This is a genomic window from Pseudomonas paraversuta (assembly GCF_904063065.1).
In the GTDB taxonomy this organism is placed as follows: Bacteria; Pseudomonadota; Gammaproteobacteria; order Pseudomonadales; family Pseudomonadaceae; genus Aquipseudomonas; species Aquipseudomonas paraversuta.
This window is the reverse complement of sequence record NZ_CAJFCL010000009.1, coordinates 93,479-107,778: the sequence shown is the minus strand read 5'-3', so window position 1 is coordinate 107,778 and position 14,300 is coordinate 93,479. Positions and strand designations below refer to the sequence as shown.

Sequence of the window (14,300 nt, the reverse complement as noted above, 5' to 3'; positions counted from 1 at the left end):
ACAGCTCGCTCCCACAGTGGGTGTTTGGGGGAGGACGGGAACAAAGATTGGAAACCACAGTCTTTAGGGGGCTTAAAGGCCGGTTGCCGCTAGCTTAGCCGGTGACTTTTCTTTATCGTACGCGCCCTCTGAAAACAGCTTGAGATCACCACCATGATGGAATCATCCCTTAGCAAACTGGAACAACTGGTCAGCGACCTGGTTCAACAAAAGCAGGAGCTGTTGGACACCAACGCTGCGCTGAACGCTGAACTGGCCCAGGCCAAAGACGACAACGAAAGCCTGCAACTGAGCCTGATGGAACAGGAAGAGAAGCAAGGTGCAACCGCTGCACGCATCCAGGCACTGGTTGAACGTGCGAGCACTGTCAGCGCATGAGCGAAGACAGAGACGGAATAAAAGTCGTCTCGATTCTGGGCAACGACTATTCGATCAAGGCGCCTGTGGGGGAGCTGCAAACCCTGGTGGCCGCATCGGTGATGTTGAACACTGCCTTGGCCGATACGAAAAGAAAGTACCCGAGCTTGATCGGGGACAAGTTGCTGGTGCTGGCCGCGTTGAATCTGTGTTCACAACAGATTGAACTCAAACAGCAGCACAAACAGGAAATCGACCGTTATCAAGAGCAAGTCAGCGCCACGGTCGAAGTGATTGAGCGGACTCTCGGGCAATCCTGAGTCTCGCAAAAAACAATCATCTTCTGTGGGCGCGAGCTTGTTCGTGAGCTGTTAGAAGCTCGCGAGCAAGCTCGCCCCTGCATTAATTTGCGCCCATCACTTCGCGGATATCCGCAGCCAGTTCCCGCACCCGCGCCTCTTCGGTGTCCCACGAGCACATGAAGCGTGCGCCGCCCTTGCCGATAAAGGTGTAAAAGCGCCAGCCCCTGGCTGTCAGCGCTGCCACAGCCGGTTCCGACAGTTGCAGGAACACGCCGTTGGCTTCCACCGGAAACATCAGCTCAACCCCCGGAATGTCACTGACCAGCTGGCTCAGCAATTGTGCGCAGTGGTTGGCGTGGCGTGAATGTTTGAGCCAGGCGTCGTTTTCCAGCAAGCCGACCCAGGGGGCTGACAGAAAACGCATTTTCGACGCCAGTTGCCCGGCCTGTTTGCAGCGATAGTCAAAATCCACTGCCAGGGCGTGATCAAAGAACAGAATCGCTTCGCCCACCGCCATGCCGTTTTTGGTCCCGCCAAAGCACAGCACATCAACCCCGGCCTTCCAGCTCAGTTCCGCAGGCGTGCACCCCAGAAACGCGCAGGCGTTGGAGAAGCGGGCGCCGTCCATGTGCAACAGCAGGCCCAGCTCCTTGCAGGTAGCGCTGATGGCGCGGATTTCTTCCGGGCGATACACGCTGCCGACTTCGGTGGCCTGGGTGATGGTGACGACCCGCGGCTTGGGGTAGTGAATGTCTTTGCGCTTGAGGGCGATTTCGCGGATCGACTCGGGGGTGATCTTGCCGTTTTCAGTACGGGCGAGCAGCAGCTTGGAGCCGTTGGAGAAGAACTCCGGGGCACCGCATTCGTCGGTTTCGACGTGGGCGGTCTCGGAGCAGATCACGCTGTGGAAACTCTGGCACAACGACGACAGGGCCAATGAGTTGGCGGCGGTGCCGTTGAAGGCGAAGTACACCTCGCAATCGGTTTCAAACAGTTTGCGAAAATCGTTGGCGGCGCGCAGCGTCCACTCGTCATCACCATAAGAACGCTGGTGGCCGTGGTTGGCCAGCTCCATGGCGGCCCAGACTTCGGGACAGATACCGGAGTAGTTGTCGCTGGCGAATTGTTGGCTCTTGTCAGTCATTTCCCGGTTCCATGGTCGAAGATCGTGCTGCACTTTATCCAAGAATCCGGCGGGTGCACAGAATGCTCGACAGACTTCTTGTGGGAGCCGGCTTGCCGGCGATGGCAGATCAGGTATCGCCGGCAAGCCGGCTCCCACAGGGCATGAGTGATACCCGCTTTTGTCCCATGTCGTAAACGCACCTTTGTGTGGCGTCCATAGGCATTTGATCCGGGGGCGCCAGCTCTACCATCTGGCTCAAAGGGCAAGCCCTAACCGAGACCAAAGGCGCGCTGGCGCTGGGAGAACGCAATGTTCAGCAAGCAGGATCAGATTCAGGGCTACGACGATGCCTTGTTAGCGGCCATGAATGCCGAAGACCAGCGTCAGGAAGATCACATCGAACTGATTGCCTCCGAGAACTACACCAGTCGGCGCGTGATGCAAGCCCAGGGCAGCGGCCTGACCAACAAGTACGCCGAAGGCTACCCCGGCAAGCGTTATTACGGCGGCTGCGAGCATGTGGATAAAGTCGAGCAGCTGGCCATCGACCGTGCCAAACAACTGTTCGGTGCCGATTACGCCAACGTGCAACCGCACTCCGGCAGCCAGGCCAACGCAGCGGTGTATCTGGCGTTGCTCAATGCCGGGGACACCGTGCTGGGCATGAGCCTGGCCCACGGCGGTCATTTGACCCACGGCGCCAGCGTGAGTTTTTCCGGCAAGTTGTACAACGCCGTGCAATACGGCATCGACACCGCCACCGGCCTGATCGACTACGACGAAGTTGAGCGTCTGGCCGTCGAGCACCAGCCGAAGATGATCATTGCCGGGTTCTCGGCTTACTCCAAGTTTCTCGATTTTCCGCGCTTCCGGCAGATCGCCGACAAGGTGGGGGCTTACCTGTTTGTCGACATGGCCCACGTGGCCGGTCTGGTGGCGGCGGGCCTGTACCCGAACCCGCTGCCGTACGCTGACGTTGTGACCACCACCACCCACAAAACCCTGCGCGGGCCACGTGGCGGTCTGATTCTGGCCAGGGCCAACGAAGCGCTGGAGAAAAAATTCAACTCGGCGGTGTTCCCCGGCGGCCAGGGCGGGCCGTTGATGCACGTGATCGCCGCCAAGGCCGTGTGTTTCAAGGAAGCCCTGGAACCCGGCTTCAAAGCCTATCAACAACAGGTGATCGACAACGCCCGGGCGATGGCCGAGGTGTTTGTGAAGCGCGGTTACGACGTGGTTTCGGGCGGCACCGACAATCACCTGTTTCTGCTCAGCCTGATCCGTCAGGGCCTGACCGGCAAAGACGCCGATGCAGCCCTGGGCCGGGCCCATATCACGGTCAACAAAAACGCCGTGCCCAACGATCCGCAATCCCCCTTCGTGACTTCGGGCCTGCGCATCGGTACCCCGGCGGTCACCACCCGCGGTTTCAAAGTGGCGCAATGTACGGAGCTGGCCGGCTGGATCTGCGACATCCTCGATCACCTCGGCGATGCCGATATCGAGGCTGATGTGGCGCGCCAGGTAACGGCACTGTGCAAAGACTTCCCGGTTTATCGCTGAGCGCGGTTTTGGAGTAATCCCTATGCAACGGTATTCAGGCTTCGGCCTCTTCAAACACTCCCTCAGCCACCACGAAAACTGGCAGAAGATGTGGCGCACGCCGACCCCGAAAAAGGTTTACGACGTGATCATTGTCGGCGGTGGCGGCCACGGCCTGGCCACTGCTTACTATCTGGCCAAGGAGCACGGCATTACCAATGTAGCGGTGGTGGAAAAGGGCTGGCTGGGGGGTGGCAACACGGCGCGCAACACCACCATCGTGCGTTCCAACTATTTGTGGGACGAGTCGGCGCATCTCTACGAACACGCGATGAAGCTGTGGGAAGGCCTGTCCCAGGATCTGAACTACAACGTCATGTTCTCCCAGCGCGGGGTATACAACCTGTGCCATACCCTGCAAGACATCCGCGATTCCGAGCGCCGGGTCAGCGCCAACCGCCTCAACGGGGTGGACGGCGAGTTGCTGAATGCGAAACAGGTGGCAGACGAAATTCCGTACCTGGACTGTTCAAAAAACACCCGCTACCCGGTGATGGGCGCCACCGTGCAACGACGTGGCGGCGTGGCCCGGCATGACGCCGTGGCCTGGGGCTTTGCCCGGGCCGCCGATGCGCTGGGGGTGGACTTGATCCAGCAAACCGAAGTGCTGGGCTTTCGCAAGGAAAACGGGGTGTGCATCGGCGTCGAAACCAGTAAAGGTTTTATCGGTGCCAAGCGCGTAGGCGTGGTCACGGCCGGTAATTCCGGGCACATGGCACGCCAGGCCGGCTTCCGTCTGCCGATTGAATCGCACCCGCTGCAGGCACTGGTGTCGGAGCCGATCAAGCCGATTATCGACAGCGTGATCATGTCCAACGCCGTGCACGGCTATATCAGCCAGTCCGACAAGGGCGACCTGGTGATCGGTGCCGGTATCGACGGCTACAACGGCTATGGCCAGCGCGGCTCGTACCCGGTGATCGAACACACCATTCAGGCCATCGTCGAGATGTTCCCGGTGTTGTCCCGGGTGCGCATGAACCGCCAGTGGGGCGGCATCGTCGATACCACGCCGGACGCCTGCCCGATCATCTCCAAAACTCCGGTGCCGAACCTGTTCTTCAACTGCGGTTGGGGCACGGGCGGGTTCAAGGCCACACCGGGCTCGGGCAACGTGTTTGCCGCCAGCCTGGCCAAAGGCGAAATGCACCCGCTGGCTGCCCCGTTTTCCATTGACCGGTTCCACAACGGCGCCCTGATCGACGAACACGGCGCTGCCGCTGTCGCCCACTAACAGGAGAATCACCCATGTTGCACATCTTCTGTCCCCATTGCGGCGAGCTGCGTTCCGAAGAGGAATTTCACGCCAGTGGCCAGGCCCACATTCCGCGTCCGCTCGACCCTGGCTCCTGCACCGATGCCGAGTGGGGCGACTACATGTTCTTTCGCGACAACCCCCGTGGCCTGCACCACGAGTTGTGGAACCACGTGGCCGGCTGTCGCCAGTTTTTCAACGCGACCCGCAATACCCTGACCTATGAAATTCTTGAAACCTACCTGATCGGCAGCAAGCCGCAGTTCACCGAACAGGCTGCACCACTGACCACCACGGCCACTCGCGAGCTGGGAGAAAAGGTATGAGCCAGACCCACCGCTTGCCTAACGGCGGCCGCGTCGATCGCAACAAAGTGCTGACCTTCACCTTTAACGGGCAACAGTACAAAGGCTACGAAGGCGACAGCCTGGCCGCTGCCTTGCTGGCCAACGGCGTCGACGTGATCGGTCGCAGCTTTAAATATTCCCGGCCGCGGGGCATTTTTGCCGCCGGTGCCGAAGAGCCCAATGCGGTGCTGCAAATCGGCGCCACCGAAGCCACCCAGATCCCCAACGTGCGCGCCACGCAACAGGCGCTGTATCAAGGGCTGGTGGCCACCAGCACCAACGGCTGGCCCAACGTCAACAATGACGTAATGGGAATTTTGGGCAAGGTTGGCGGCAAGCTGATGCCGCCCGGCTTTTACTACAAAACCTTCATGTACCCGCAGTCGTTCTGGATGACTTACGAGAAATACATCCGCAAGGCCGCGGGGCTGGGGCGTTCGCCAACCCAGAACGATCCCGATACCTACGACTACATGAACCACCATTGCGATGTGCTGATCGTCGGTGCCGGCCCGGCCGGACTGGCCGCCGCCCTGGCAGCCGCGCGCAGCGGCGCACGGGTGATAGTGGCCGATGAACAGGAAGAGTTCGGCGGCAGCCTGCTGGACAGCCGCGAAAGCCTGGACGGCAAACCGGCGATGGAGTGGGTAGCCGGGGTGATTGCGGCCCTCAAGGCGCTGCCGGACGTGTTGCTGCTGCCACGGGCCACGGTGAACGGCTATCACGACCACAATTTCCTGACCATTCACGAGCGCCTTACCGACCACCTTGGCGACCGCGCACCCATCGGCCAGGTGCGTCAGCGCATCCATCGGGTACGGGCCAAGCGCGTGGTGCTGGCCACCGGCGCCTGCGAGCGGCCGCTGGTGTATGGCAACAACGACGTGCCGGGCAATATGCTTGCGGGTGCGGTGTCGACCTATGTGCGCCGCTACGGCGTGGCTCCGGGCAAAAAACTGGTGCTGAGCACCAACAACGACCATGCCTATCGCGTGGCGCTGGACTGGCTCGACGCCAGTCAGCAAGTGGTGGCCATTGCCGATGCCCGCAGCAATCCCCGCGGTGCACTGGTCGAAGAGGCACGGGCCAAAGGCATCCGGATTCTGACCGGCAGCGCGGTGATCGAAACCCGCGGCAGCAAACATGTAACCGGTGCCCGTGTGGCGGCGATTGACCTTAAACAGCACAGCGTCGCCAGCCCTGGCGAATGGCTGGAGTGTGATCTGGTTGCGACCTCCGGCGGCTACAGCCCGGTGGTGCACCTGGCCTCGCACCTGGGTGGCAAGCCGACCTGGCGTGAAGACATTCTCGGCTTTGTTCCCGGCGAAGCGCCGCAGAAACGCGTCTGCGTGGGCGGCATCAATGGCGTCTACAAGCTCGGCGACAGCCTGGCCGATGGCTTTGAAGGAGGCGTGCGGGCGGCCAGTGAAGCTGGTTTCAAACCGGTTGAGGGCGTGTTGCCCAAAGCCCTGAACCATCATGAAGAAGCCACCCTGGCGCTGTTTCAGGTGCCCCACGAAAAAGCCACCGCACGGGCGCCGAAGCAATTCGTCGACCTGCAAAACGACGTCACTGCAGCGGCCATTGAACTGGCCACCCGTGAAGGCTTCGAGTCGGTGGAACACGTCAAACGCTACACCGCCCTGGGTTTTGGCACTGACCAGGGCAAGCTGGGCAACGTCAACGGGCTGGCCATTGCGGCGCGTTCGCTGAACGTGACCATCCCGCAAATGGGCACCACCATGTTCCGCCCCAACTACACGCCGGTCACATTCGGCGCGGTGGCGGGCCGCCATTGCGGGCACATCTTCGAGCCGGTGCGCTACACCGCGCTGCAGAGCTGGCACGTCAAGCAAGGTGCCGAATTTGAAGACGTCGGCCAGTGGAAGCGCCCGTGGTACTTCCCGCGCAATGGCGAAGATCTGCACGCGGCGGTCAAGCGCGAGTGCCAGGCGGTGCGTGACAGCGTCGGCATTCTGGATGCTTCCACCCTCGGCAAGATCGACATTCAGGGCCCGGATGCCCGGGAGTTCCTCAACCGCATCTACACCAACGCCTGGACCAAGCTCGATGTGGGCAAGGCCCGCTACGGCCTGATGTGCAAAGAAGACGGCATGGTGTTCGACGATGGCGTGACCGCCTGCCTGGCCGACAACCATTTTGTGATGACCACCACCACCGGCGGTGCGGCCCGGGTACTGCAATGGCTGGAGATCTATCAACAGACCGAGTGGCCGGAGCTGAAGGTGTACTTCACCTCGGTCACCGACCATTACGCGACCCTGACCCTGTCCGGCCCCAACAGCCGCAAGCTGCTGAGCGAAGTGACCGACATCGACCTGGACCGTGAGGCTTTCCCGTTCATGACCTGGAAGGAAGGTCTGGTGGGCGGCGTACCGGCGCGGGTGTTCCGTATCTCGTTCACTGGCGAGCTGTCGTATGAAGTCAACATCCAGGCTGACTACGCCATGGGCGTGCTGGAAAAAATTGTCGAGGCGGGCAAGCAGTACAACCTCACCCCGTATGGCACCGAGACCATGCACGTGCTGCGGGCCGAGAAGGGTTTCATCATCGTCGGTCAGGACACCGACGGTTCCATGACCCCTGACGACCTGAACATGGGCTGGTGTGTGGGCCGCACCAAGGCATTTTCATGGATCGGCTGGCGCGGGATGAACCGTGAAGACTGTGTGCGTGATCAGCGCAAACAACTGGTGGGCCTCAAGCCGGTGGACCCGACCAAATGGCTGCCTGAAGGCGCACAGCTGGTGTTCGACACCAAGCAGGCGATCCCGATGAGCATGGTCGGTCATGTGACCTCCAGCTACACGTGCGGCTCGCTGGGTTACTCGTTTGCCATGGGCGTGGTCAAAGGCGGCCTCAAACGCATGGGCGAGCGGGTGTTCGCACCGTTGGCGGACGGCAGCGTGATCGAGGCTGAAATCGTGTCTTCGGTGTTCTTCGACCCCAAGGGCGAACGGCAGAATATTTGAATCAAGACCATCGCTGGCAAGCCAGCTCCCACATGGGTTGCATTGCAAGTGTGGGAGCTGGCTTGCCAGCGATAGCGGTCGATCCTACATAACATTGCGAACGGGTGATTCATGACCACAGCCAACGTGTACCAACAACGCCCTGACTCGGGCGCGAAAGCCGAGTCATCGTTACACCACGCCAACCTCGCCGGGCTGATTGGCAAAGGCCGTAAAAATCCCGGTGTCATCGTGCGCGAGAAAAAACTTCTGGGGCATCTGACCCTGCGTGGCGACGCCAAAGACCCGGCCTTTGCCGAAGGTGTGCACAAGGCCCTGGGCCTGGAATTGCCGGTGGCCTTGAGCCTGGTGGCCAAGGATCAGACATCGCTGCAATGGATGGGCCCGGACGAGTGGCTGCTGATTGTGCCCGGTGGCCAGGAATTCGCTGTGGAACAAGCCCTGCGCGCAGCGCTGGCGGGGCTGCATATTTCGGTGGTCAATGTCAGTGGCGGCCAGCAACTGCTGGAGCTGAGCGGGCCCAACGTGCGTGAAGTGCTGATGAAGTCCACCAGCTATGACGTGCACCCCGACAACTTCCCGGTGGGCAAGGCCGTGGGTACGGTGTTCGCCAAATCGCAGCTGGTCATCCGCCATACCGGCGAAGACACCTGGGAACTGCTGATCCGGCGCAGCTTTTCCGACTATTGGTGGTTATGGTTGCAGGACGCAGCGGCGCAATACGGGCTGAGTGTCGAGGCCTGAGCAACGCGCGATCACATAACTGATTGTGGGAGCTGGCTTGCCAGCTTCCACAAGGGTTACGCCATTCCACACAATTACAAGGAACCCCCCCATGAGCCGCGCCCCGGATACCTGGATTCTCACCGCTGACTGCCCCAGCCTGTTGGGTACGGTGGATGCGGTGACGCGTTATCTGTTTGAGCACCGCTGCTATGTCACCGAGCACCATTCGTTCGATGACCAGCGTTGCGGACGGTTTTTCATTCGTGTCGAGTTCCGCCAGCCCGATGGCTTCGACGAGCACGAATTCCGCGCCGGCCTGGCCGAACGCGGCGAAGCCTTTGGCATGAGGTTCGAGCTGACCCCGCCTCACTACCGGCCCAAAGTGCTGATCATGGTGTCCAAAGCCGACCACTGCCTTAACGACTTGCTCTACCGCCAGCGCATCGGCCAGTTGTCGATGGATGTGGTGGCCGTGGTGTCCAATCACCCGGACCTTGAGCCGCTGGCCCAATGGCATGGCATTCCTTACCACCACTTCGCCCTCAACCCCGCCGACAAACCGGCGCAGGAGGCGAAGGTCTGGCAAGTGATCGAAGACACCGGCGCCGAGCTGGTGATTCTCGCCCGCTACATGCAAGTGCTGTCGCCTGAGCTGTGTCGCAAACTGGACGGCAAGGCGATCAATATCCATCACTCGCTGCTGCCCGGTTTCAAAGGCGCCAAGCCCTATCACCAGGCTTACGAGAAGGGAGTCAAGCTGGTGGGCGCCACTGCGCACTACATCAACAACGACCTGGATGAAGGCCCGATCATCGCCCAGGGGGTCGAGGTGGTGGATCACAGCCATTACCCCGAAGACCTGATCGCCAAGGGCCGCGACATCGAGGCGCAAACCCTGGCCCGGGGCGTGGGGTATCACATCGAGCGGCGCGTTTTCCTAAATGGAGGTCGTACGGTGGTGCTGTAACCGCAGCAGCCCGTTCTAAGCTGCAAGCTGCAAGTCACAGCAGACTGCTTGCGGCTTTTAGCTTGCCGCGTGCAACTGCCCTCAAATAACAACAAGGGTGAACTCGATGGCTGACAATCGCGGTGTGGTGTACCTGGGCAATGGCCAGGTGGAAGTGCAAAGCATCCCTTTCCCGAAGATGCAGAACCCGCAGGGCAAACAAATCAATCACGGCGTGATCCTGCGAGTGGTATCGACCAATATCTGCGGTTCCGACCAGCACATGGTGCGCGGACGCACCACGGCGCAAACCGGGCTGGTGCTGGGGCATGAGATTACCGGGGAGGTGATTGAGGCCGGGCGCGACGTGGAGCATTTGAAAGTCGGCGACCTGGTATCGGTGCCCTTCAACGTGGCGTGCGGCCGTTGCCGCAGCTGCAAGGAACAAAATACCGGGGTGTGCCTGACCGTCAACCCGGCCCGTCCCGGCGGCGCTTATGGTTACGTGGACATGGGCGACTGGGTCGGCGGCCAGGCCGAATATGTGCTGGTGCCCTATGCCGATTTCAACCTGCTCAAGTTGCCGAACCGTGACGCGGCGATGGAGAAGATCCGTGACCTGACCTGCCTTTCCGACATTCTGCCCACTGGCTACCACGGTGCCGTGACCGCCGGTGTCGGCCCTGGCAGCACGGTGTACATCGCCGGTGCAGGCCCGGTCGGTCTGGCAGCGGCGGCTTCGGCGCGACTGTTGGGCGCGGCCGTGGTGATTGTCGGCGACGTCAATCCGATTCGTCTGGCGCACGCCAAGGCCCAGGGTTTTGAAATTGCCGATTTGTCCAAAGACACTCCGCTGCACGAACAGATTGCCGAGCTGCTGGGCGAGCCCGAAGTGGATTGCGCGGTCGATGCGGTGGGCTTTGAGGCCCGTGGCCACGGGCATGACGGGGTCAAGCACGAAGCCCCGGCCACGGTACTCAACTCTCTGATGGGAGTGGTGCGGGTAGCGGGCAAAATCGGTATCCCTGGCCTGTACGTGACCGAAGATCCGGGTGCTGTGGATGCGGCTGCGAAAATGGGCAGCCTGAGCATTCGCTTTGGTCTGGGCTGGGCCAAGTCCCACAGTTTCCATACCGGCCAGACTCCGGTGATGAAGTACAACCGCCAACTGATGCAGGCCATCATGTGGGACCGGATCAAAATCGCCGACATCGTCGGCGTTGAAGTGATCAGTCTGGATGATGCTCCGCGTGGCTATGGCGAGTTTGATGCGGGGGTACCGAAGAAATTTGTGATCGATCCGCACAAACTGTTCAGCGGGGTCTGATCCCTGCACACACTGGCGCAGCGAACCGCTGCGCCAGTGATGTTTACAACGCAGCCAACGGGCCCTGGTACAACACTGGCCCGCTCGGCTGACCGGTGGTTGAGCCGCCCTTGGGTTCAAGACTCACGGCCAGCACAACATGGGGGCCAAGCAATTGCTGCTGGCTTTTGCTCAGACCGATCATACCGTCCCCGCCCGTGGGGATCAGGCCCAGTGATACAGGCTTGCCATCCACCGGAATCGCCCACAACTCCAGACTGCGCCCGGCATCGAGGGCTGCCAGTTGCAGCGGTTGAACCTGCAGATAGTCGGTGTGAGCTTCGATCCGCAAGCCCGGTTGCTCGGTGCCGCTGAGCAGGGTGGCCTTGTACTGGACGTTGTCGCGGGTATAGAGCAGGCCCACGGTGACGGCAATCAGCAAAGAGCAGATCACAACCCCCGTACGTAGCCAGGTCCAGAACGGACGCCTGGCCGGCACATGCAGTTTTTGTGGTTCGATGCGCGAGACGATGGCCTGCCATACGTGCTCGGGTACGGGCTGCGCAGACAGGGGTTCGGCCAGGCTGGCGAGATGGGTGTCCCACTGCGCCAGTTCGGCGCGCAAATGCGGGTCGTCCAGCAGCAGCTGTTCAAAACGTTTGCGGGCAGTGGGCGGCATCAGGCCAATGGCATAGTCGCCAGCCAGAGCCCGGCGCCGCTCGGCAGTTTGATAGTTCATGATTCGAGGCACCTGCGCAGACGTTCCATGCCCCGGCGAATCGAGGATTTGACTGTGCCCAGAGGTGCTGCCAGTTGCGTGGCCAGTTCGCTGGCACTGAAGCCATGGAAGTAGGCAATGGTAATGGTCTGGCGCTGCATGCCGTCCAGTTGCTCAAGGCAATGACTGAGGGCACGGGAGGAGCGGGCGCTGTCCAGTTGCTCATCGGCGCCCGGGGTGTCATCGGCCACGGCGTTCTGTTGCAGATCGCTTAACGGCAACTCCCGGTGTTTGCGCAGTTGGTCGATGGCCAGGTTGCGGGTGATGTTGATCATCCAGGTCAATGGCGCCGACAAATGAGCTTCATAACGTGAGGCGTTGTGCCAGATACGCACAAAGCTTTCCTGCACCACTTCTTCAGCAAGGTCGCGTCGGCCCATGCAACGCAGGGCTACGCTGTGCAGGCTGGGAGCAACGCTGCGGTAAAGGGTTTCGAAAGCGCGTCGATTGCCCAACGAGCATTGGGCCAGCAGCTGTCTCAGGTTCTCGGTGTTGGCAGTTAAAATACCGGTTCTCCCTACATGACTGGGGATGGCTCCATGCCAGTTGTCGGTTGAGATTAGTTGAGCATATAGAGTTATTCCATTCATGGCGGGGTTCCCATTGACCGGCCGCTTACCGTGGGTGCCCACCGGCCGGGCAGGCATGCACTATTCAGTCATCAGCACTTTGTCGACAGTTGCTGGCGGCAACAACCAGCCTCAGAAGGCTGACAATCAACGGGGTTCTGATCGAGTTGCGTTTCATGGTCTGTGCCCTTGTCGGTTGGCAGGCGGTCAACAAGGTCTGTCCGTGCTTGATATACGCAGGCGAAGGCAAAGCGGATGCAGCGCGGGCAAACAATTTTTCAATTAAGATTGCGTGCCGTTTGATCCCGTAGTGGCATTTGGGAACATCTGCCGGTTTTTCGGGTCTTACACACAGTTTTGCCGTCGCGTTAATTGACGCGCGGCTCTTTGGATATAGAGGTTGATGCGATGAAAAAGTTGAGCGCAGTGGCACTGGCAACATTTATGACCGTGGCCGCAAGCCCGGTGTTTGCGGGTTTCAGCTTGAGCGATGTGGCTGGCGTCGCGGCTCAAATGCAGGGCGCCAACGGTAACGGCGCGACCACTGACAAGTCGGCACAAGCGGTACAGTTGCTGAGCAAGGTCAACGAACTTGGGGTCAAACCCGAGCAGGCGGCTGGCGGTGTTGGCGCGATGTTGAGCCTGGCGAAAAACCAGCTGACCTCAAGTGACTATTCCGAGCTGACCAAGCAAGTGCCGGGTGTTAACAAACTGGCTGGCGCTGGTGCCCTGGGTCAACTGAGCCAACTGGGCGGTTTGCTGGGCAAGACCAATGGCGTGTCCGAAACCGCGACCAGCGCTGTGAGCAACGTGGCCAATACCAGCCAGCTTGATGCTGCGTTCTCTGCGCTGGGCATGCAGGACGGAATGGTCGCCAAGTTTGCTCCGGTCCTGCTGGACTACTTCAAAGGCCAGAACGTCAGCACTTCGCTGCTGAGCAAACTGGGTAGCGCCTGGGGCGTTTAAGATCAATCGCGCTCGGCACGCAAGGTGCTGATGCGCTGATCTTTCTTGATCCAGAGCTGGTTGACCCAGCTCTGGATCTGCTGGCGAAACAGCGGATCATTCTCGTAATCCCCCTGACATAACGCCGGGTCCAGTTGGTGGATCTGAATGTCGACAATCACCTTGGGCACTTGCCCGCTGATCAATGCCCAAAAGCCCGGAATTTTTGCCTGTGGATAAACCACGGTCACGTCGAGCACGGCATCCAGCTGTTCGCCCAGGGCGGCCAGTACAAACGCCACGCCGCCCGCCTTGGGTTTGAGCAGGTAGGTGTAGGGCGATTGTTGCCGGGCGCGCTTGGCCGGGGTGAAACGCGTGCCTTCAAGGTAATTGACCACGGTCACCGGCTGGCGCTTGAACAGCTCGCAGGCTGCCCGGGTGATTTTCAGGTCTTCACCTTTGAGTTCCGGGTGTCTGGCGAGGAAGGCTTTGGAGTAACGCTTCATGAACGGGTAGTCGAGCGCCCACCAGGCCAGGCCCAGAAAGGGCACCCAGATCAGTTGTTTTTTGAGGAAGAATTTGAAGAACGGCGTACGCCGGTTAAGGCCCTGCATCAGCGCCGGGATATCCACCCAGGATTGATGATTGCTGATCACCAGGTACGAGGTATCGCGGCTCAGGCCTTCAGCGCCGCGAATGTCCCATTGGGTGGGCAGGCACAGGGCGAAAATGCGTTTGTCGATTTCAGACCAGGTCTCGGCGATCCACATCACGGCCCACGAATTGTAATCGCGCAGGCGACCCGGCGAGATGAGTTTGAGCAGGGCAAACAGCATCAAGGGGCCAAACAGGATGAGGGTGTTGCACAGCAGTAGCAGTGTGACCAGACAGCCGGTGAGCAGGCGGCGCATAAGTAACTCTTGAACGTTTAATGACAGGCAATGATAAGCAGAGCCTCGCCGAACGCCAAATCGGCGTATCGACAAATGTTTCACGCGCCAGCCGCTATCGTTCAACCGACACTGTAGAAGCGGGCTTGCTCGCAATA

14 protein-coding genes are annotated in these 14,300 nt (G+C 60.4%); 10 read left to right on the top strand and 4 right to left on the bottom strand.

What is annotated here, in order from left to right; genetic code table 11:
* Nucleotides 1-153 precede the first annotated feature (153 nt).
* Both JQ845_RS18630 and JQ845_RS18625 read left to right on the top strand, forming a co-directional pair.
* The gene (locus JQ845_RS18630; RefSeq protein ID WP_004419533.1) at nucleotides 154-378 is read left to right on the top strand and encodes a hypothetical protein; all 225 of its coding nucleotides are present in this window, start codon (nucleotides 154-156) and stop codon (nucleotides 376-378) included.
* Nucleotides 375-677 carry a cell division protein ZapA gene (locus tag JQ845_RS18625; RefSeq protein WP_004419530.1) on the top strand — a complete coding sequence of 101 codons (303 nt, stop codon included), beginning with the start codon at nucleotides 375-377 and terminating at the stop codon, nucleotides 675-677. The genes JQ845_RS18630 and JQ845_RS18625 overlap by 4 nt, the downstream gene beginning before the upstream one ends.
* Nucleotides 678-759: 82 nt before the next feature.
* On the opposite strand, the gene JQ845_RS18620 is transcribed toward JQ845_RS18625, so the two are convergent.
* The gene (locus JQ845_RS18620) at nucleotides 760-1,803 is read right to left on the bottom strand and encodes a threonine aldolase family protein (RefSeq protein WP_161719918.1); all 1,044 of its coding nucleotides are present in this window, start codon (nucleotides 1,801-1,803) and stop codon (nucleotides 760-762) included.
* A 291-nt stretch (nucleotides 1,804-2,094) separates the two neighbouring features.
* Here JQ845_RS18620 and glyA point away from each other — a divergent pair, with 291 nt between their 5' ends.
* From glyA to fdhA, 7 genes are all read left to right on the top strand, one after another.
* The gene (gene glyA / locus JQ845_RS18615; protein ID WP_127196515.1) at nucleotides 2,095-3,348 is read left to right on the top strand and encodes a serine hydroxymethyltransferase; all 1,254 of its coding nucleotides are present in this window, start codon (nucleotides 2,095-2,097) and stop codon (nucleotides 3,346-3,348) included.
* Nucleotides 3,349-3,370: 22 nt separating this feature from the next.
* Nucleotides 3,371-4,621 carry a sarcosine oxidase subunit beta gene (locus JQ845_RS18610; protein ID WP_004419522.1) on the top strand — a complete coding sequence of 417 codons (1,251 nt, stop codon included), beginning with the start codon at nucleotides 3,371-3,373 and terminating at the stop codon, nucleotides 4,619-4,621.
* Nucleotides 4,622-4,635: 14 nt separating this feature from the next.
* The gene (locus JQ845_RS18605) at nucleotides 4,636-4,968 is read left to right on the top strand and encodes a sarcosine oxidase subunit delta (protein ID WP_160626614.1); all 333 of its coding nucleotides are present in this window, start codon (nucleotides 4,636-4,638) and stop codon (nucleotides 4,966-4,968) included.
* Nucleotides 4,965-7,982: a sarcosine oxidase subunit alpha gene (locus JQ845_RS18600; RefSeq protein WP_004419514.1), complete on the top strand. Its 3,018-nt coding sequence runs from the start codon at nucleotides 4,965-4,967 to the stop codon at nucleotides 7,980-7,982. Before JQ845_RS18605 ends, JQ845_RS18600 begins: the two co-directional genes overlap by 4 nt.
* A gap of 111 nt (nucleotides 7,983-8,093) precedes the next feature.
* Nucleotides 8,094-8,726: a sarcosine oxidase subunit gamma gene (locus JQ845_RS18595; protein WP_004419513.1), complete on the top strand. Its 633-nt coding sequence runs from the start codon at nucleotides 8,094-8,096 to the stop codon at nucleotides 8,724-8,726.
* 91 nt (nucleotides 8,727-8,817) lie between these two features.
* Nucleotides 8,818-9,675: a formyltetrahydrofolate deformylase gene (gene purU / locus JQ845_RS18590; RefSeq protein WP_004419510.1), complete on the top strand. Its 858-nt coding sequence runs from the start codon at nucleotides 8,818-8,820 to the stop codon at nucleotides 9,673-9,675.
* A gap of 106 nt (nucleotides 9,676-9,781) precedes the next feature.
* On the top strand, nucleotides 9,782-10,981 hold the full coding sequence (fdhA, locus tag JQ845_RS18585) for a formaldehyde dehydrogenase, glutathione-independent (RefSeq protein ID WP_160626618.1): 1,200 nt from the start codon (nucleotides 9,782-9,784) through the stop codon (nucleotides 10,979-10,981).
* Nucleotides 10,982-11,024: 43 nt separating this feature from the next.
* Here fdhA and JQ845_RS18580 read toward each other — a convergent pair whose 3' ends face one another.
* A complete protein-coding gene (locus tag JQ845_RS18580; protein WP_004419505.1) occupies nucleotides 11,025-11,699 on the bottom strand; it encodes an anti-sigma factor in 675 nt (224 codons plus the stop codon).
* Nucleotides 11,696-12,328 (bottom strand): RNA polymerase sigma factor, encoded by a 633-nt coding sequence (locus JQ845_RS18575; RefSeq protein ID WP_203009343.1) that lies wholly within the window; start codon nucleotides 12,326-12,328, stop codon nucleotides 11,696-11,698. The genes JQ845_RS18580 and JQ845_RS18575 overlap by 4 nt, the downstream gene beginning before the upstream one ends.
* Before the next feature lie 387 nt (nucleotides 12,329-12,715).
* On the opposite strand from JQ845_RS18575, the gene JQ845_RS18570 reads away from it, so the two are divergent.
* Nucleotides 12,716-13,273 carry a DUF2780 domain-containing protein gene (locus JQ845_RS18570; protein WP_004419500.1) on the top strand — a complete coding sequence of 186 codons (558 nt, stop codon included), beginning with the start codon at nucleotides 12,716-12,718 and terminating at the stop codon, nucleotides 13,271-13,273.
* 2 nt (nucleotides 13,274-13,275) lie between these two features.
* Here JQ845_RS18570 and JQ845_RS18565 read toward each other — a convergent pair whose 3' ends face one another.
* Nucleotides 13,276-14,163, bottom strand: coding sequence for an acyltransferase (locus tag JQ845_RS18565; RefSeq protein WP_004419497.1), 888 nt, complete (start codon nucleotides 14,161-14,163; stop codon nucleotides 13,276-13,278).
* Nucleotides 14,164-14,300: the final 137 nt, after the last annotated feature.